Here is a 19,169-nt window from a genome sequence, read left to right as displayed (position 1 = left end):
CGATCCTCGCGGCCTTTTGCGTGGCTACAACGAAGAGCGATAAAAGATTTCACAACATTATGAAGACACATCCACAGTACGAACCCTGGTTGCAGGGCATGCTCATCATCGCGAAGCACTATCGGCTGGACTTCTCGGCAGAGCATGTTCGGGTCACGATTAACCATGAAAGCCAGTCTCCACGCCAGCTGGTGCTGGAAGAGATGGCTCGCCAGCTTGGGTTAGGGATGCGTATGGTGGCGGCCGACGCGGTCTCCCTCGACCCGTGGCGTTTACCTCTGCTTGCGGAATTTACCGGCGGGCAAATCGCGGTCATTAACCGCATGGACAGCGAGGGCAACGTGAGCCTGCAGTTCAGCGGTGACGGCGGCCTGGAGACGACGCTGACGCGTGATGCGCTGTGCTCACGGTTGACAGGACTGCTGGTGCTGCGCCCGCTCGAGTCCACGCCGGATGCCCGGGTGGATGATTACATCAAACCGTATGAGAAAAACTGGTTCTGGCAGCTGGCCCTGAAGGACTGGCGACGCTACAGCGATATTATGCTGGTGGCGCTGGTCGCTAACGTCCTGGCCCTTTCCGGCATGGTCTTTTCCATGCAGGTGTATGACAGGGTGGTGCCCTCGCAATCGGAAGCCACGCTGTGGGTTCTGTTTGGCGGCGTGATGATCGCCATTGTTTTCGAATTCATCATGCGCATGCTGCGCGTGCACATTTCGGATGTGGTGGGTAAACGCGCCGACCTGCGTATTTCTGAACGCGTTTTTGCACACGCGCTGCGGATTAAAAACGGGGCGCGCTCTAAGTCAACCGGGTCGTTTATTGCCCAGATCCGCGAGCTGGAGTCGGTACGTGAACTGATCACGTCCACCACCATTGCGGCCATCTCCGATCTGCCATTCTTCCTGCTGTTTGTGTTCATTTTGTGGATGATTGGCGGTCCTCTGGTACTGGTTGTCCTGCTTGCCGTGCCGCTGCTGCTTATCCCGGGCCTGCTGGTCCAGCGCCCGCTGGGCAAACTGTCCAGCGAAGGGATGCGCGAGTCCGCCATTCGTAACGCCACGCTGGTGGAAGCGGTTCAGGGCATTGAAGACATCAAGCTGATGCGCGCTGAACAGCGCTTCCAGAATCAGTGGAATAACACCAATGATGTTGCCGCTAACGTCGGCATGAAGCAGCGCTGGCTGACCGGGCTGTTGCTGACCTGGACGCAGGAGGTGCAGTCGATTGTGTATGCCGTGGTGCTGCTGGTGGGGTGTTACCTGGTTATCAGCGGGGACATGACCACCGGTGCGCTGGTGGGGACCTCTATTCTCGCGTCGCGGACCATCGCGCCGCTGTCGCAAATTTCAGGCGTGCTCTCCCGCTGGCAGTCGGCGAAAGTGGCGCGTAAAGGACTCGACGATCTGATGCAGCGCCCGATTGACGATCCTCAGCAGGGCAAGAAGGTGCATAAAGCCCATCTGCGGGGGGATTATGCGCTGGAAGAGGTGGGGTTCTGGTACGACGATGAAGAAAAACTCACCGTTCTGAACATCAGCAAACTGCAGATTCGCGCCGGTGAGCGGGTGGCGGTGCTCGGACGCAATGGCTCCGGCAAAAGCACGCTGCTGCAACTGCTGGCTGGGATGCAGGAGCCTCAGCAGGGCAGCATTCTGCTGGATAATATCGCGTTGAACCACCTGGACCCGGCTGACGTTCGCCGCGACATGCAGCTGCTGAGCCAGCAGGCGCGGCTGTTCTTTGGCTCCGTGCGGGACAACATTCTGATGGGCAACCCGCTGGCCACCGACGATGAGATCCATCAGGCGCTGGTGAACAGTGGTGCGCTGGAGTTTGTCCGCAAACAGAAAATGGGGCTCAACTACATTATCAACGAAGGCGGCGCGGGCCTGTCCGGCGGGCAGCGTCAGGCGTTATTACTGGCTCGCGCCCTGATCACCTCTCCGAACATTTTGTTGCTGGATGAACCTACCGCCTGGCTTGACGAGATGAGTGAGAAGCAGTTTATCCAGCACCTTAAACCGTGGTTGGGCAAGCGCCGGACGCTGGTGGTCGCGACCCATCGTCTGCCTATTCTGGAACTGGTTGACCGTATCATCGTGCTGGAAAACGGCAAGGTGATCATGGATGGCCCGCGCGACGCCATCCTTCGTCAGCACGGTATGGCGCCGCAAAAAGCCTCACAGCGTACCGTGACCATGAAACCGACACCAGTAGCAGAGGAGGGCGTAGCATGACTGATTTCTCTCGCGTCAACAGCCGCCTGAAGGAGCCACGCTTGCCGCGGTCAACCTGGGTCGCCTGGTCGCTGTTCGCCCTGCTGGCGGTATTTATCACCTGGGCAAGCCTGTTCAGCCTTGATGAGGTCACCACCGGTAGCGGCAAGGTTATCCCCTCTTCGCACGAGCAGGTGATCCAGTCCCTTGAGGGGGGCATTATTCACAGTTTGCTGGTGCGTGAAGGCGACATCGTTGAGCGTGGTCAGCAGCTGGCACAGCTTGACCGGACGAAAACCGAATCAAGCGTGCTGGAAAGTGAATCGCGCCTGAATGCCGCGCTGGCAACCGCCTCGCGTCTGAAGGCCGAAGTGAACGACACGGCACTGGCTTTTCCGGCAGAGCTGGATGATGACGTTGAGCTGGTCAAACAGGAAACGGCGCTGTATCAGTCTCGTCGCGAAAGTCTTGAGAAAGGGCTGGCGGGGTTACGGCAGGGGGCCGAACTGGTGCAGCGTGAGCTGTCGCTGACCCGTCCGCTGGTGACGCAGGGGGCAGCCAGTAAGGTGGAGGTGTTACGTCTTGAGCGTCAAAAAAATGAGCTTGAGAACAAAATCACCGAGATGAAAAACCAGTATTACGTTCGCGCCCGTGAAGAGCTGGCGAAAGCGAACGCGGAGATTGAAGCGCAACGTTCGGTGATGAAAGGGCGTGAAGATTCGTTGACCAGACTGACCTTCAATGCGCCGGTGCGCGGGATCGTTAAGGATATCGACGTGACAACCGTGGGAGGGGTGATTCCGCCAAACGGCAAGCTGATGAGCCTGGTTCCGCTTGATGACCAGATGGTGATTGAAGCGAAAATCTCGCCGCGCGATGTCGCCTTTATTCATCCGGGACAAAAAGCGCTGGTGAAAGTGACCGCCTATGACTACTCCATTTACGGTGGGCTGGAGGGCGAGGTGACCATGATTTCGCCGGATACGCTTCAGGATGAGGTGAAAAGGGATGTGTATTACTATCGGGTCTATATCCGCACTGACAGTAACCATCTGACCAATAAACAAGGCAAAGCCTTCCCGGTGTTTCCGGGGATGATTGCGACCGTTGATATTAAAACAGGCAGTAAAACGATTCTGGATTATCTGTTGAAACCGCTTAATAAGGCGAAAGAGGCACTGCGGGAACGTTAAGCAAAGGGCGTTCGGGAAACCGAACGCCAGAAACATTATACCGTCGACGTTACGTTAACAACGTGGCGTCGTTCTTTAGGAACGACGTTGATATAGTGAGTCACATAGGCGAAGTATAATCCGGCATAGTTTTCGACCAGTTCTATAAACGCCGGGTAAATCGACATCTGGCCATCACCCTGATCTTTAAGATAACCCGCCTCTTGCGCCGATTTAATAATACGGTTGACGTGGATCCGTGAAACAAAAAATTCTTTAGCCAGTAAGTTGGCTGAATAAGGTATTACTGCACCATGTGCGGTTTTATTTTTTATGGCCTGCAGGTAAAGATATAACATTATCATCCGCCCTCCGTCTTTATCAATAAACAATCCCACTTCAGGCAAAACCTTCCTGAACGTTAATCCCCTGAAAAGGTATTCCGCTGCGCGACGGAAAAAGTTATTTCGCAGGATGTCGTTATCCAGCAGATTAACGTTGATATTAAACTTTGGGAAAAGAATACTTACCGGCAAAAATGCGCCGGACATGTAGCGTTTAAGTTCATTAAGTCCCTTTTCAGTCGGTGCGATTCTCGTTTTGCGTCTGTCTTCACTGCAGCGCCAGGTCTTGATGCGGCCGGTGGTTCTGAGCAAGGTGATGATCGCAATCACACTGTTGGGGCTGGCTATTTTATAACGGGAACATAATTCTTTAATTTCTGATACTGACTCAGCCTGATTTCCAAAGATAAAACAACACATGGAAAGAATAATGTTGAACCGTGATTCCTGAAGCATCGTTTTGTAGAACAAAGGTTGTTTTTTGTAGATGGCGTCATTAATGGTGTAGTGCTCTGTTATTGCCTCACTGAATCGCGGATTGTTTTTAATGACATCCCTTCGATGTAGCAAGGCCCTGGATGAGATATGATTATCCATAGCGTTTGTCTCTTATATGAATGAGCCGATAGATGAAGTATCCAGTCTTCTTTCGGATTTTTCATTATACCTTGAGATTGACATATTTACCGTTATTATTTGATGCGAATTTTATATTTATACTGCATATGGATACAGGCGGTGATTAACACAAAGATGTTCTCGTTAGTCACGTTGATAACGGTTTCTTAACCTGATGGTGTACTGTAAAATTATTATCAACAACAGGGTTTTTTATATTTTGTTACATTCACAAGTGGGATATGTGTTTTTGTGCCCAGGAGCAGGTTATGACCCAAAATATTTCTTTCAGAAATGCTGCTTTTTATGAGCAAAAATTTGTCATCTCAACCTGCCATTTCACATTTCAGGGGTACAGTCTGTTGCTTAAACAGTACGGTATAGACGCTTCGCACGTTCGTTTTGAGGGGGATGAACCTTCCCGGCAGGATCTGGAAAATATCCTTAGCAGTCAAAATGCTCAAATCTCGGTGTTCCTCGGAAAAGGTGTGGTCTCTCTGCTGGAGAGCCTGAAGCGACTCGCTTGCGTGCTAAATAAACTTCCTGTTATTCGAAAGGTAACCCTGTACGGGGAAATGCCGGATGGCTGGCTGTATCGAACGCTGGGGAATCTGTTAAATAATACTTTCCAGCTTTCATTGATTCGTATAGCCAGCGTGTCTGATGTTATGACCTGTTTTCGTATGCATAATGACGTATTTAAGGATAACTCACGTTCATTGCGTGACCAATACTGGGGGGTGTCTTATCAGGAAAACGTAAAAGGTTTAACCGAAAGAGAGGTAAGCGTTTTATTAAATTTTTATCGCGGAATGTCAGTAAAAGAGCAGTGTGAAAAAATGGGGCTGTCTAATAAAACGGTTTATACCCATCGTAAGGAAGGGGTGAAAAAATTACACCAGATCCGACGCTGGCTGAAAGATCCGCATGCCTTAAGAATCGAAGGCAGCACGGAACGGTTAACGCAAAAAGAAAGTCTCTCTGCCAAAGAGACGGCGGTTTATAATGCATTGCTAAAAAGAGAAATATTCCCTGCATATCAGATCATAACCGATCGTTATAAGAAAGGTGTGGGGTTTGAGATACTCATTCGCTGGAATAATAATGGTAAAATTATCAAGCCAGTTAATTTTCTTACTGATATTTCAAGCCAGGAAGTATGGCTAAAAATTACTGCGCTAGTGATTCATGCTGCGGTGTCAGGTATTAATAAATATAACGGTAAATATTATTTTTCCGTCAATATCCCCCCGCGACTTGCCTCGGGGAATGCACTTCCCGACATGGCCAAAAAGGCTGTGGCGATGCTGCTCAATCCGCAGTGGGCCGACAAACTGGTCTTTGAATTTGCCGAAGATATTGATGTGACCAAGGATAGGACGATCCCAGAAACCATGCGGCGTTTACGCAATACCGGGTGCCGGCTGTTTCTCGATGACTGCTTTTCCAACCATCAAACCATGTTCCCGGTAAGGCAGGTGCATTTTGATGGATTAAAGCTTGATCGGGATATCGTCGAGCATTTTGTGGCGAATGATAATGATTATAATCTTATTAAAGCGATACAGATATACAGCGATATGACCGGCACGGATTGTATTGCTGAAGGGGTGGATAGCGAAGAGAAGTTTGAGAAGTTAGTCGCCCTTGGGGTTAAAAGCTTTCAGGGCTATTATCTGTCGCGGGCGGTGAAAGAAGACGAATTAGATCGCATGGTCAGATTGTTTAGCTAAAGCGCAAAAATAAAGCCCCGAAGGGCCTTTGTTTATTTTCGACCCAGTAACAGGCCGAGAACAATACCTACCGCCCCCGCAGCAATTAAACCCGTCAGGGGATTATTTCTCACCGCTTCAGTGACATCGGAAACGGCGTCGCTGGCCTGTGCGGCATATTTTTTGGCAGCACCTTTAACCTGATGCTTAGGGGAGTCAACGAAATCGCCAAACTGCTGCTGGGCTGAGCCTGCCAGTTCATCGAGTTTATTTTTCGCTTTGTCTTCTGCAAACTGTGTATTTTTATCAGTATTGAAATCAGTCATTTTTGCCTCCTTGTGTTGATAGTATAAGGATAGCCTCTCTTTTGCGTTTTAAGGGAAGCAGGGCGTAATTTGGCACAAAATCCTCCTGTTTTCGGATATATCTCTATGCCACAAACCCTTTATTTCTCATTCTTATCCTGACCGTAATACAGTTTTCCAATCCGGATAAGCGGGCGGCCCTGAGATTTGCGGTGCAGGTTACTGTCCCTGAGCGAATACACGCACCCGCAATATTCCTGCTGGTAAAACTGTTCTCGCTTGCTTATCTCAATCATGCGCGAGGAACCGCCCTGTTTGCGCCAGTTGTAGTCCCAGTAGACCATCCCCGGATAGCGCGCTGCCGCACGCTGGCCGCAGTCATTTATCTGCTGCATATTCTTCCAGCGGGAGATCCCTAATGAACTACTGATGACGCGAAAACCATTTTCTGCCGCATATAACGCTGTGCGTTCGAAACGCATATCGAAGCACATGGTGCAGCGGATGCCGCGCTCGGGTTCCCATTCCATGCCCTTAGCGCGTTCAAACCAGTTATCGGTGTCGTAATCGGCATCGACAAACGGCACGCCGTGTTTTTCCGCAAAGCGAATATTCTCCTCCTTACGGATGAGGTATTCCTTTTGCGGATGAATATTGGGGTTATAGAAAAATATGGTGTAATCAATTCCCGACGCCTGGATCGCCTCCATCACTTCTCCCGAGCAGGGGGCGCAGCAGGAGTGCAGCAGCAGTTTGTCGGCGCCGTCTGGCAGGGTAAGTTGAGGGCGGATAAAGGGGGTTGTACTCATCGTATCAACTCTATGTGAATGAAATTTATTGAATTGTAGTCCCGTAACCGAAGAAAGTGAACGTTCAGGGCAAACCCCGGCGAACGTAAACATCCACGTTTCTTTTCTATGGCTCCGATCACGTCACCTCGTATTCCCCTGATCCTGCGACAACTCGCAGCAATCATGCATTGACCGAAGGAATAAATTCGACATAATTTATTTCCGTGGTGAATCCTCTCTGACGAGAGGGCGTTCCAGACTACTGCTGTCCGCAGGTATGCACGCATCTTTGCTTACCAGGGGAGAGTCACTGGGATGCACCCGACACCACGATTCTTTCTTTAATTTTTTATCCCATTGGAAGGGTATAGAGTGCACAAGTTTAATTCCTCTCTTCTTGCGATTTTTTTGCTGACAGGTTGTAGTTCCGATTTGGTTCTCAGCCCACCTCAAAAACCTAAATACAAGGCTATGCCAGAGATAACCCAGTCTGTGACGCCATCCCAACAGCGTGCGATCATGGCTGGCGAGAGGCCTGATTGGTCAGAAAGGACGCCAGTCGGCACCATGAAACGATATTGATAAATACCTAGCGACCAGGGCTGCCATTCGGTGGCCTTTTTTATTGTGATGAATGAGCGGGATGTGATGGCCGCAGCCAAAACGCAGAAGGCATGGTGAAAACGCCCCTGCGCCTGGCGTTGATAATCACCAGACGTGTGGAATGCAACTGAATCAAGTTAATGTTCTATATACTTATTTTATCAATACACCAATTCCTGATAAGATTGTTCCTAATTTTTACTGATGGAATAGGGACATGAAAAAAATTGTTGGCGTGATATTACTTTCCTGCTTACTTGCCGGTTGCGATAAACCTAAAATTGACTCATCAACTGATGATGCAATGAAATCGTCTATAGCTAAAGTCAGAGAGTCACTTCCGGAGAATAAGCGGGAGGAGTTTGATAGCGCTCTGCAAGTTGTGGCATTCAGTAACATCAACATGGCTGATCTCATGCATGCCTCATCAGACAATGACAAAGAAGACCTCAGCAAAAAGATGCGCGAACCCCTGTCGGGAAAGACTGCTGAGGAAGTCATTTCTTATGCTCAGAAAGTAACAGCTGAGAGAGAGCTTAAGCAGAAAGAACAGGCAATTCAGGAAATTAAAACGCTAGAAAAGAAAAAAGCTGACTCAGATATGGCTAAAGAGGAGCTGAAGAAAATCCAAGTTTTATCAGCCAGATTTACCAGGGAGCCTGAGGCAGACGGTGAGCCACAACCCGTAATTAGACTGGTTGTAAAAAACAAGAGTGAAAACGTTATTTCCAGAGCCTACCTGCATGGAGTGATAGCAAGCAGCGGACACTCAGATCCCTGGTTGGAAAGTAAGTTCTTTTACGATATTCCTGACGGGCTTAAACCGAATGAAGAAGCTACATGGGCTCTGGCTCCGCCTAAAAATTCTGAATGGGGTCAACTTTATGCCCCAAGCGACGCTGTTTTCACTGTGACAGTCATGAGAGTAGACGGTACTGATAAGCGGGCGTTGTTTGATGCAACAATGTTTACAGAGGAAGACGGTAACAAGCTTGATGAACTGAAGAAAAAATACCCGTGACTTTTAGCTAAAAAAATGACCCGCTTAGGCGGGTTTTTTTACGTCCGGAGGAAACGTGGCGACAGATATATTCACCTGGTGAACCCAGATACGGGCAGAAAGGGAAGGGAAGTTTAGCCACACGATTCGTTCTGCATCCTTTGGTCGTGGTTATGAGCAAATCGCAGGAGATGAATTACCCCTGAGCAGCAATTCTGGCTGATGACCCTCTCAGCTAACTACACGATAACCACGTAAAAGCTAATGTTTACATAAACCTGTTTTAAAAGATACAATACCCCCCTATAGTATCAGGAGGGCGTATGCCGCATTCACCCGCAGATAAAAAACGTATTCTGACGCGCGTCCGCCGCATTCGAGGGCAGGTTGATGCTCTTGAGCGTGCACTGGAATCGGGCGACCCCTGTCTGTCCATCCTGCAGCAAATTGCCGCCGTGCGCGGTGCTGCGAATGGGCTGATGGGCGAAATGGTTGAAATTCACCTCAAAGATGAGCTGGTGACCGGGGAGACAACGCCGGACCAGCGGGCCGTTCGCATGGCAGAAGTCGGCCATTTGCTGCGCTCTTATCTAAAATAAACCCACAGACCTCACAATAAGGGAAGAGACATTATGAAATCTCGCGCTGCTGTCGCATTTGGCCCCGGCCAGCCGCTCAAAATCGTTGAAATCGACGTGGCTCCGCCGAAGAAAGGCGAAGTCCTGATCAAAATTACCCATACCGGCGTGTGCCATACCGATGCGTTTACCCTTTCGGGTGACGATCCTGAAGGCGTGTTCCCGGCGGTACTCGGCCACGAAGGCGGCGGGATTGTGGTGGAAGTCGGCGAGGGTGTGACCAGCCTGAAGCCGGGTGACCATGTGATCCCGCTGTACACGGCAGAATGTGGTGAGTGTAAGTTCTGTAAATCCGGCAAAACTAACCTGTGCCAGGCGGTTCGCGCTACTCAGGGTAAAGGTCTGATGCCAGACGGTACCACTCGCTTCTCCTATAACGGTGAACCGATCTATCACTACATGGGCACCAGTACCTTCAGCGAATACACCGTGTGTGCGGAAATTTCGCTGGCGAAAGTGAACCCGCAGGCGCCGCTGGATAAAGTTTGCCTGCTGGGCTGCGGCGTAACCACCGGAATTGGCGCGGTGCATAACACCGCAAAAGTGAAAGAGGGCGACACCGTTGCGGTGTTCGGTCTCGGCGGTATTGGTCTGGCGGTTATCCAGGGGGCGGTGCAGGCAAAAGCGGGTCGTATTATCGCTGTCGATACTAACCCGGAGAAATTCACGCTGGCAGGCGAAATGGGTGCCACTGATTTCGTGAACCCGAAAGACTACGATAAGCCGGTTCAGGATGTGATCGTTGAGATGACCGATGGCGGCGTTGACTTCAGCTTCGAATGTATCGGTAACGTTAACGTGATGCGCTCCGCGCTTGAATGCTGCCACAAAGGCTGGGGTGAGAGCATCATCATTGGCGTTGCCGGTGCGGGCCAGGAGATCAAAACCCGTCCATTCCAGTTGGTGACCGGCCGTGTGTGGCGTGGTTCAGCGTTTGGCGGCGTGAAAGGGCGCACCCAGCTTCCGGGCATGGTGGAAGATGCAATGGTCGGGAAAATTCAGCTCGACCCGTTCATTACCCATCGCCTGCCGCTGGAGCAAATCAACGACGCGTTCGATTTGATGCACGAAGGTAAGTCCATCCGTACCGTGATTCACTTCGGCGACAAGTAACTCTTCTGCCAGCGGTTTTTTTGCCGCTGGCGTTTCCTGCATAATCTTCTCTAAAGTGTGACCTGCCTTGCGCTTTTAGCCGTAAGCTAATCTCCAGCCGTGCCGATGACTATTTTACAGGCGTGTTTTTACGCATCTTACCTACAAGAGAGTCGACGGTCATGGACAACACAACAACGATGCAGGCGCAGCGCACGCTGAGCTTTTTGCATCATATCAGGCTGGTTCCGCTGTTTTCCTCCATTCTCGGTGGCATTATTTTGCTGTTCGCCTTGAGCTCAGGTCTGGCGGGCTATTTCCTGCTGCAGGCAGACGCCGATCAGCAGGATGTCACATCAGAAATTCAGGTGCGTATGGGGCTGTCGAACAGTTCTAACCATCTTCGCACCGCGCGTATCAATATGATCCACGCTGGCGCGGCCAGCCGTATCGCCGAGATGGATGCAATGAAGCAGAACATCAGCGAGGCGGAAAAACGTATTAAGCAGTCTCAGGATGGCTTTAATGCGTACATGAACCGCCCCGTTCGTACGGCGGAGGATGAAGCGCTGGATGCCGAACTGAAAACACGCTTTGACGCCTATATCGCGGGCCTTCAGCCGATGGTTAAATTTGCCAAAAACGGCATGTTTGAAGCGATCATTAACCATGAAAACGAATCCGCGCGCCCGCTGGATGACGCCTATAACGCCGTCCTGCTGAAGGCGATTAAGATCCGTACCGACCGGGCCAATGCCCTGACGGCGCAGGCGCACAGCCGCACGCAGCTGGGCCTGATGTTTATGGTCGGGGCGTTTGCCCTGGCGCTGGTGTTGACCGCGCTGACCTTTATCGTACTGCGCCGCACGGTCATCAATCCGCTTCAGCGTGCTGCTACGCGAATCGAGAACATTGCGAAAGGCGACCTGACGATGCCGGATGATGTCGCCGGGCGCAGCGAAATTGGCCGACTGACGCGCGACCTGCAAACCATGCAGCACTCGCTGGAGACCACGGTTGGCACCGTACGCCAGGGGGCGGAAGAGATCTATCGCGGAACCAGTGAAATCTCGGCTGGCAACACCGATCTCTCATCCCGTACCGAACAGCAGGCGGCCGCCATTGAGCAGACTGCCGCAAGTATGGAACAGCTGACCGCGACGGTGAAACAGAATGCCGATAACGCGCACCATGCCAGCAAGCTGGCGGAAGATGCCTCCGGTAAAGCCAGTCGTGGCGGCCAGATGGTCTCCGGCGTGGTGAAAACGATGAGCAATATCTCCACCAGTTCGAAGAAGATCTCTGAGATTACTGCGGTGATTAACAGCATTGCGTTCCAGACCAATATCCTGGCGCTCAATGCGGCAGTAGAAGCAGCGCGTGCGGGTGAACAAGGACGCGGCTTTGCGGTGGTGGCGAGCGAAGTGCGTACCCTGGCGAGCCGAAGTGCAAATGCCGCGAAAGAGATTGAAAGCCTGATCAACGAGTCGGTTTCCCTGATCGATCAGGGTTCCGGTGAAGTGGTCGCCGCGGGCAACACCATGAACGACATCGTCGATGCGGTGAAACGCGTCACCGATATTATGCTGGAAATTGCCGCCGCCTCCGACGAACAGAGCCGCGGTATCGAGCAGGTCAGCCAGGCGATTTCGGAGATGGACAAAGTGACGCAGCAGAACGCCTCGCTGGTGGAGGAAGCCTCTGCGGCGGCGGCCTCCCTGGAAGAACAGGGCGCGCGTCTGACCGAGGCTGTCGGGGCATTTCGTCTGAGTGGCGCAAAGCCTGGCCGTTCAGTCTCGTCTGCGCCAGCGGTGAAAAACGCACCTTTACGTCCTGCGCCTGCGGTGTCGGGTGATAACTGGGAAACGTTCTGAGTCATCCGGGGTAAACGGGTGAAAAAAAAGGGACCGTCAGGTCCCTTTTTTATTGCGTTACTGCTTATCCGGCAGCGCGTAGGCAATCACGTAATCACCGCGATCCGGCGACTGACGGGCACCCCCCGCGTTGATGATGATGTACTGTTTACCGGTTTTCGGTGAAACATAGGTCATCGGTCCGGACTGGCTACCGACCGGCAGACGGTCTTTCCAGATCTCTTTCCCGGTGGCGGTATCAAATGCGCGCAGGTAGAAATCCTGGGTGCCGGCAAAGAACAGCAAACCGGACTGGGTAGCGAGGGACGCGCCCAGGGTCGGCATACCGATTGGGATCGGCATATGCATGCGAATGCCAAGCGGGCCAGTATCTTCCACCGTACCGACCGGAACCTGCCACACCAGCTTGCCTGATTTCAGGTCAACGGCTGACATGGTGCCAAACGGTGGCTTCTGACACGGAATGCCCAACGGCGACAGGAAGCGTTCACGCATAGCTCCGAACGGTGTACCGTCCATAGGCACAATACCCATCTCGATGCCGCTGGCGTTTTTCGCCACGTTGGCACGCGGTACCATGTAGTTTGCCAGTCCCAGGCGCATATCGTTAACGAACATCAGGCTGTTGTTCGGGTCGATTGAGACGCTGCCCCAGTTCATCCCGCCAAGGGAGCCCGGGAACTGCAGGGAACGGTCGAGACCCGGTGGGGTGAAGACGCCCTGGTGACGCATCTCTTTAAACTGAATGCGGCACAGCAGCAGGTCTACTGGCGTCGCCCCCCACATATCCGATTCGGTCAGCGTCTGGTTGCCAATCATCGGCATGCCAACAGAGTACGGTTGGGTCGGGGAGTAACGTTCACCTTCAACGTTACCGGCCGGTACCGGGCGCTCTTCCACTTTCGCCACGGGCTTGCCGGTTTCGCGGTTGAGCATAAAGATCATGCCCTGTTTGCTGGTCTGCACCAGCACCGGCGTGGTGCCACCTTTACCGTCGGGTAAATTGTACAGCAGCGGCTGGGAAGGGAGATCAAAGTCCCACAGGTCGTGGTGGGTGGTCTGGAAATGCCAGCGCACCTGACCGGTGGCGGCGTCCACCGCCACGATGGAGGAGCTGTACTTGTCATCCAGCGCCGTACGCTCACCCGCCCAGAAATCTGGCGTGGCGTTGCCGGTTGGCAGATAGATCAGGTTCAGTTTTGCATCGTAAGACATGGCAGACCAGACGTTCGGCGTGCCGCGTGTATAGGTCTGTCCTTCCGGTGGGAGGCCGGTCAGTTGCGGATTACCCGGATCCCATGCCCATGCCAGCTTACCGGTATGAACGTCATACGCACGCACGACGCCCGGCGGTTCGCCGGTGGAGAAGTTATCCGCGATACGACCGCCAACCACCACCACATTCCCCGCGACCAGCGGCGTGGAGGTCTGCTGATAGTAACCCGGCTTGATTTCCCCCATCCCGATGCTCAGGTCAACGGTGCCACGATCGCCAAAGTCTTCACAGACCTTGCCGTTATCCGCATTGATGGCAATCAGTCGCGCATCGGTGGTCGGCAGGAACAGACGACGAGGGCAGGCCGCAGGCTGTGTATCTGTCTGTGACGTTGTCACGCTGCTGTGATCTTCAAAATAACCCAGACCGCGGCAACGCTGCCAGTTCGGTGCCGAGGCTTTCGCGTCGTAACGCCATTTCTCTTTACCGGAGTCGACGTCCAGCGCCAGGACTTTACTGTACGGCGTACAGACATACAGCGTGTCGCCAATTTGCAATGGGGTGTTCTGATCTTCCGCACCGGAGCCGTTGCTCTGAGGAATATCCCCCGTGTGGGCAACCCAGGCCACCTTCAGATCGTTCACGTTTTGTTTGTTAATTTGATCGAGGGCGGCGAAGCGGTCACCGTGGGTGGTATTGCCCCAGTGCGCCCAGTTTTTCTGCTCCTGACCTGGTGCGACCGGTTTTACCGGTACCGGCTCATTCGCCACCACCAGCGTTTGCGGCTTGAACATCCAGCCGAGGCTCACCAGCATCACGACCGCCAGAACGGCCGCGACGCCAAACGCCGGTGCTTTGTTCGGGGCGTTGTGGTTTGCTGCGCGCATAAACGGCCAGACGATGGCACAGAGGAAGGCCAGCACGGCAAACGTAAAGAGGCGCGAGAAGAGCGGCCAGAAATCCCATCCGGCATCGCTGACGGCCCAGAACAGCGAGGCGATAAACGCGATGCCATAGAGGACGATCCCGCTGGTGCGGTTGATGAAAATCAGGACGGCGGCAATCACCATCGCCACGCCCATGATCAGGAAGTACCCACTTCCGCCTACGGTAACAAGCTTTAAACCTAAGCCGCCAACAGCCAGACCGATGAGCGTCATCAGTCCGGCAAGGAGCCACTGCAGGATACGGGGTATCCCACGTGGCGCGCTGCCAAATGCCATTTCTGTCTCCTTTAAATCCCCCGCGTTGCGGAACGGTGCCGAATATGTACCAATTGGGTAATAATCGCGGAGGTGGATGAGGTTTTATACGGTTTATCCGCATCATGTGCGGTTGAATTACTGTTTAACAAATAGCATGCGAACCATTTGGTGAATTCGCGGCTATGATAAAACTGTTAAATTGTTTTACGCAATTGTTAATGGATGATTTCGCATTTTTTGACCACAGAAACAAAAAACCCGTCGACAGGACGGGTTAGTGGTTGAGGCTATAAAGGCATCTCAGGCAGGCATGGATTTGCGGATGGCGCTGAGCAGCGTCTGCGCACCCGGGGAGAGCGGGGTATCCACGCGGGTTAATATACCGATAGGTTCGCCCGCACCTGGCGACGTCACCGGCAGTGCGGTAAGCGTGCCCTGGCGGAGATCATCTTTCACCGCGCCGGAGGGAACGAACCAGACGTAGTCATAATCCACCGTAAGCTGGCGCGAAAGCGAGGCCGACAGCGTTTCGATGCAACCTGAAGGCAGTGAGCAGCCCTGCATCTGCAGCAGTGTCTCAGCGTTCTGACGCGGAACGGTGCCTTTTGGGGATACCACCACCGGCCACTCCATCACGCGGCTTAACGTCACCGTATCCTGCAGCAGAGGGTGACCGGGACGCACGACCAGCTTCAGGGATTCCAGGAACAACAGCTCGTAGTTAAGCCCGCCCATAAGCTCGGGGTCGGACATGCGCCCGATACCGAGATCCAGTTCGCCGGATTTTAGCCCGGCGAGCAGCATGGTGTTATTCATGGTGGCAACCTGAATAGTGGTATGCCGCTGATGTTTGTGGAACTGTCCAATGACCGGAGGCAGAATGCCGAGCGCCGCCGTTGGCAGGGCACCCACGCGCACAATCTCCGTGGCGTGCTCCTCTTTGCGGTTGAGCGACTGTCCGGCAGTATTCAGCGCATCGAGAACCTTGACGGCGTGCGTAAGAAATTGCTCACCCACGAGGGTGAGTTGTGCCCCCAGCCGACCGCGGTCGAAGAGACGGGTTCCGGTGAGTTGTTCCAGCTCGTTCAGCGTTTTGGAGAGCGCAGGCTGGCTTAGGTTGAGAGTTTCAGCCGCTCGCCCCAGCGTTCCCTGTTGAGCGACGGCCACAAATGTATGCAAATGGCGCAAGCGTATGCGCTGACTGAACAGACCATTTTTTTCCATAGGCGATGTTAAAAACAGAGCGATGCGGGTGACAAGCTAAGTTGTTTAATTTTGATAACTTGATAGCAAAATATTTTTAACATTTGATCTGTTTGAGTTACAACATTTTTTTTGGCAGGGGGGAGAGGAAGAACGTCCTTGTTCTTTTCGAGCACATTGAGAGCGTTACGTCAGTGTATAGCCGGGTTAAATCACGCCATCACCGCCGTCAGAGCACCATACCTGACCGGAGGTAAATGAACATTCATCCGAGGCCAGCGTGACATAGAGCGGTGCGATTTCAACAGGTTGACCCGGACGCCCCAGCGGGGTATCGGCACCAAACTCTTTCACTTTTTCCATCGGCTGGCCGCCGCTGGATTGCAGCACCGTCCAGTAAGGACCCGGGGCAACCGCGTTGACGCGTATTCCTTTTGGACCAAGCTGTTTCGCTAAGGATTTGGTGAACACCGCCAGACAGGCTTTTGTCTGGGCATAATCCAGCAGCACAGGGCTGGGCTTAACCGCCTGGACCGAGGAAGTATTAATGATAGAGGCCGATGGTTTCAGATGGCGCAGCGCCGCTTTGGTTATCCAGAAAGGCGCATAGACATTGGTTTTGAAGGTCGCGTCAAAATCTTCCGTGGTGAGCTCTTCAAGGGATTCCCGGTATTGCTGACGACCAGCGTTATTCACCAGAATGTCCAGTCCCCCCAGTTTGGCCACCGCCTCTTCTACCAGCTTCTGGCAGAACGTCTCGTCACGGATGTCACCCGGCAGCGCGACGGCAATGCGTCCTTCCGCTTTGATAAGCTCAATGACGTCAACCGAGTCTTTCTCTTCTTCAGGCAGATAGTTGATTGCGACGTCAGCCCCTTCACGGGCGTAAGCGATCGCGACTGCGCGACCAATACCGGAGTCGCCTCCGGTGATCAATGCTTTCTTGCCGGCAAGGCGGCCATGCCCTTTATAGCTCGTTTCCCCGTGGTCGGGTACGGGTTGCATTTCTGATGCCAGTCCCGGCGGCGTTTGCGGTTGCTCCGGGAAAGGGGGTTGCGGGTAAGCGTTCTGACGTTGTGTAGTATCACTCATAGCTGACTCCTTAAGCCAAGGGGTGAGATTTGATGGATAGTTGCAGCGTTAACGCTTCGCTGAATTATTTCTGCAAATGATCGACGCGCACGACAGGCGGCGATGATTTCTTATCAAGCGATCCGTTGATACTGATCATCTGATCGGGTTTTACTGTTCTGCCGTCGAATACTGCCTGGGGAATAATAACGTCTATTTTTCCGGTTTTATCCTGGAATACAAACTTATCGCCGCTACCGTCAATAAGGTTTCCGCGTAATGAAATAGTCGCACCATCATGCATTTCTTTTGCATGATCGATGGTCATAATTCGTGCGTCATCGGTTCCACGATAACCGCTATCCAGTGCGTGCGGCGGTGGCGGTGCTTCACCTTTTTGTAACCCGCCGTTATTATCTGCCCATGCGGCCGGTACCAGAAATATCAAAAAAGCGGAAATAAGCGATAATTTCATCTGATATCCTTCATTTTGTGTGTCTTGACTTATTAAGTATTGTTGCTATTCCTTTATGTGGCAAATGTGATAAGTCTTAAAAACATTCGCTTTTGAAATCAAAAATATCGGTTAATAAGCGAAACGGTGATAGCCGCCATGAAGCATCAAAGTGATAAGTTACCTGGGATAGATGAGAATTACCGATTGCTGACGTTTGAATATGGATTTCGTCAGGTGGGTTTTATTGTCCTGCTGGCCATTATCGTTGCGGCGATAGCGGGCTTCTTTTCAAGCGGAGTGGTGAGTGATACGCAAAGAACAAACTCGGCAAAGTCGCTGACCATCAACTACGAGCGCTTTGGCCGACGCCAGACGGAGTCGAAGATCCACCTTTCATTCCCGGTCAGAACAGAAGGGAAATACACCCTGAGTGTGACCAGCGAGAGCAACGATGTTTACGAGCCAGGAAGCGTTTGGCCGCAACCGGACAGCATGTTCAGTCGCGGGAATACGCTCTTTTTTGTTTATAACAACCTGAAAATGTCCGACAACTTCTCTGTCTTACTTTTCACGACCCCTGCACGCGCAGGTAAATGGGACAATGTCGTTCGCATAAACAACGAGCCGGAAATCCCTTTCTGGCAATTTATTTACCCGTAGGAGGCTGATATGGATATGGTCTTTCGTGCGCTGGCTATTTACCTGTTCCTCGTCGTGGTATTTAAAGTTGCCGGACGGCGCGCTTTGCTGCAGATGACCAGCTTTGATCTGATTCTCCTGTTAATTATCAGTGAGGCGACGCAACAGGCGCTGCTCGGGGAAGATTTTTCGGTCACCGGCGCAATGATTACCATTACCACGCTGGTGGTAGTGGATATTATCTTTGGGATAATGAAAAAATATTTCTCACCGGTAGAAAATATTCTTGATGGCACTCCGGTGATATTGGTTGAGAACGGCGTGCCGCTAGCAGATAAACTCAAAAAAGTCGACGTTTCCTGTGATGATATTCTGGTATCGGCACGCCAGAATAATGGTGTTACGCAGCTGAGTGAAATTAAATATGCCATTCTTGAGCGCAATGGTCATATTTCAATCATTCCTTTTGAGAAGTAAGAGGCCACGAAATGAGCAACCTTCACCATGATAACAATTATACCGTCGCCGAACTGACCAAAAAAGTGGCGAGCAAATTGACAGACTTAGGGCTTCGCTTAACCACGGCAGAATCCTGCACCGGCGGAAAACTCTCCGTCGCCCTTTGTGCTGAAGAGAACACGGCCGAATTTTATGATGTCGGCCTGGTCGTGTTCAGTGACGGCGCAAAAGAGCGCATTCTGGGCGTGCGTCCTGAGACCCTTGAACGGTATACGGCCGTGAGTGAACAGACGGTGACCGAAATGGCCGCCCGGATCCTGGAGATTGCCCAGGCGGATGTCAGTATTGCCATCAGCGGTTATGCCGGGCCAGAAGGGGGAGACGATGGCACGGCGGCAGGGACCGTTTGCTTCGCCTGGAACCTTCGCGGACACACGGAAACCCGTACCGTCCTGTTTTCCGGCGACTGCCAGGATGTGGTTGAGAAGGCGGTGCAGTATTCATTGTCTGAATTAGTGACCAGATTATCAGGCTGGGATAACGAGTAAATT

Annotated in this window: 17 protein-coding genes; 10 read left to right on the top strand and 7 right to left on the bottom strand. The window is 52.4% G+C overall.

Translation table 11 applies throughout. The features are described 5' to 3' along the window. Positions 1-59: 59 nt before the first annotated feature. Together AAIR21_RS03705 and AAIR21_RS03700 are read left to right on the top strand one after the other, a co-directional pair. Positions 60-2,240, top strand: a complete 2,181-nt coding sequence (locus AAIR21_RS03705) for a type I secretion system permease/ATPase (RefSeq protein ID WP_014169983.1) — start codon at positions 60-62, stop codon at positions 2,238-2,240. Further along, complete coding sequence (locus AAIR21_RS03700; RefSeq protein WP_020884204.1) at positions 2,237-3,412, top strand: HlyD family type I secretion periplasmic adaptor subunit; 1,176 nt, start codon at positions 2,237-2,239, stop codon at positions 3,410-3,412. The genes AAIR21_RS03705 and AAIR21_RS03700 overlap by 4 nt, the downstream gene beginning before the upstream one ends. A gap of 35 nt (positions 3,413-3,447) precedes the next feature. On the opposite strand, the gene AAIR21_RS03695 is transcribed toward AAIR21_RS03700, so the two are convergent. Further along, a complete protein-coding gene (locus tag AAIR21_RS03695) occupies positions 3,448-4,332 on the bottom strand; it encodes a MarR family transcriptional regulator (protein WP_014169985.1) in 885 nt (294 codons plus the stop codon). Between the two features lie 290 nt (positions 4,333-4,622). Here AAIR21_RS03695 and AAIR21_RS03690 point away from each other — a divergent pair, with 290 nt between their 5' ends. Continuing rightward, entirely contained in the window at positions 4,623-6,086 is a 1,464-nt protein-coding gene (locus tag AAIR21_RS03690) for an EAL domain-containing protein (RefSeq protein ID WP_410379961.1), read from the top strand. A 32-nt stretch (positions 6,087-6,118) separates the two neighbouring features. Here the strand turns inward: AAIR21_RS03690 and AAIR21_RS03685 are convergent, their stop codons facing one another. Next, positions 6,119-6,391, bottom strand: a complete 273-nt coding sequence (locus tag AAIR21_RS03685; RefSeq protein ID WP_014169987.1) for a DUF883 family protein — start codon at positions 6,389-6,391, stop codon at positions 6,119-6,121. 119 nt (positions 6,392-6,510) lie between these two features. Further along, positions 6,511-7,179 (bottom strand): epoxyqueuosine reductase QueH, encoded by a 669-nt coding sequence (locus tag AAIR21_RS03680; protein ID WP_138013818.1) that lies wholly within the window; start codon positions 7,177-7,179, stop codon positions 6,511-6,513. Between the two features lie 802 nt (positions 7,180-7,981). On the opposite strand from AAIR21_RS03680, the gene AAIR21_RS03675 reads away from it, so the two are divergent. From AAIR21_RS03675 to AAIR21_RS03660, 4 genes are all read left to right on the top strand, one after another. Continuing rightward, positions 7,982-8,785, top strand: a complete 804-nt coding sequence (locus AAIR21_RS03675) for a DUF6694 family lipoprotein (protein ID WP_020884201.1) — start codon at positions 7,982-7,984, stop codon at positions 8,783-8,785. 302 nt (positions 8,786-9,087) lie between these two features. Beyond that, positions 9,088-9,363: a metal/formaldehyde-sensitive transcriptional repressor gene (locus AAIR21_RS03670; RefSeq protein WP_063924972.1), complete on the top strand. Its 276-nt coding sequence runs from the start codon at positions 9,088-9,090 to the stop codon at positions 9,361-9,363. A gap of 33 nt (positions 9,364-9,396) precedes the next feature. Further along, positions 9,397-10,515, top strand: a complete 1,119-nt coding sequence (locus AAIR21_RS03665; protein WP_014169990.1) for an S-(hydroxymethyl)glutathione dehydrogenase/class III alcohol dehydrogenase — start codon at positions 9,397-9,399, stop codon at positions 10,513-10,515. Between the two features lie 161 nt (positions 10,516-10,676). After that, a complete protein-coding gene (locus AAIR21_RS03660; RefSeq protein WP_025204238.1) occupies positions 10,677-12,368 on the top strand; it encodes a methyl-accepting chemotaxis protein in 1,692 nt (563 codons plus the stop codon). Positions 12,369-12,425: 57 nt separating this feature from the next. Here AAIR21_RS03660 and AAIR21_RS03655 read toward each other — a convergent pair whose 3' ends face one another. The 4 genes from AAIR21_RS03655 to AAIR21_RS03640 all read right to left on the bottom strand — a co-directional run bounded on the left by AAIR21_RS03655 (position 12,426) and on the right by AAIR21_RS03640 (position 17,538). After that, entirely contained in the window at positions 12,426-14,807 is a 2,382-nt protein-coding gene (locus AAIR21_RS03655; RefSeq protein ID WP_183516370.1) for a glucose/quinate/shikimate family membrane-bound PQQ-dependent dehydrogenase, read from the bottom strand. A 282-nt stretch (positions 14,808-15,089) separates the two neighbouring features. Further along, complete coding sequence (locus tag AAIR21_RS03650) at positions 15,090-16,013, bottom strand: LysR substrate-binding domain-containing protein (RefSeq protein WP_014169993.1); 924 nt, start codon at positions 16,011-16,013, stop codon at positions 15,090-15,092. A 186-nt stretch (positions 16,014-16,199) separates the two neighbouring features. Further along, the gene (locus tag AAIR21_RS03645) at positions 16,200-17,084 is read right to left on the bottom strand and encodes an SDR family oxidoreductase (protein ID WP_183516369.1); all 885 of its coding nucleotides are present in this window, start codon (positions 17,082-17,084) and stop codon (positions 16,200-16,202) included. Positions 17,085-17,148: 64 nt separating this feature from the next. Next, entirely contained in the window at positions 17,149-17,538 is a 390-nt protein-coding gene (locus AAIR21_RS03640; protein ID WP_020884197.1) for a YdeI family stress tolerance OB fold protein, read from the bottom strand. Between the two features lie 138 nt (positions 17,539-17,676). Here AAIR21_RS03640 and AAIR21_RS03635 point away from each other — a divergent pair, with 138 nt between their 5' ends. From AAIR21_RS03635 to AAIR21_RS03625, 3 genes are read left to right on the top strand one after another with little or no spacing between them, the layout of a single operon-like run. Further along, positions 17,677-18,180: a hypothetical protein gene (locus AAIR21_RS03635; protein ID WP_020884196.1), complete on the top strand. Its 504-nt coding sequence runs from the start codon at positions 17,677-17,679 to the stop codon at positions 18,178-18,180. Positions 18,181-18,189: 9 nt separating this feature from the next. Then, positions 18,190-18,636: a DUF421 domain-containing protein gene (locus tag AAIR21_RS03630; protein ID WP_020884195.1), complete on the top strand. Its 447-nt coding sequence runs from the start codon at positions 18,190-18,192 to the stop codon at positions 18,634-18,636. Positions 18,637-18,647: 11 nt separating this feature from the next. Then, a complete protein-coding gene (locus AAIR21_RS03625) occupies positions 18,648-19,166 on the top strand; it encodes a 2-oxo-tetronate isomerase (RefSeq protein ID WP_014169998.1) in 519 nt (172 codons plus the stop codon). Positions 19,167-19,169 lie beyond the last annotated feature (3 nt).

The organism is Enterobacter sp. PTB (genome assembly GCF_051130085.1).
In the GTDB taxonomy this organism is placed as follows: domain Bacteria; phylum Pseudomonadota; class Gammaproteobacteria; order Enterobacterales; family Enterobacteriaceae; genus Enterobacter; species Enterobacter ludwigii.
The sequence above is the reverse complement of the archived record's forward strand: the minus strand, read 5'-3'. Positions and strand labels throughout refer to the sequence as shown.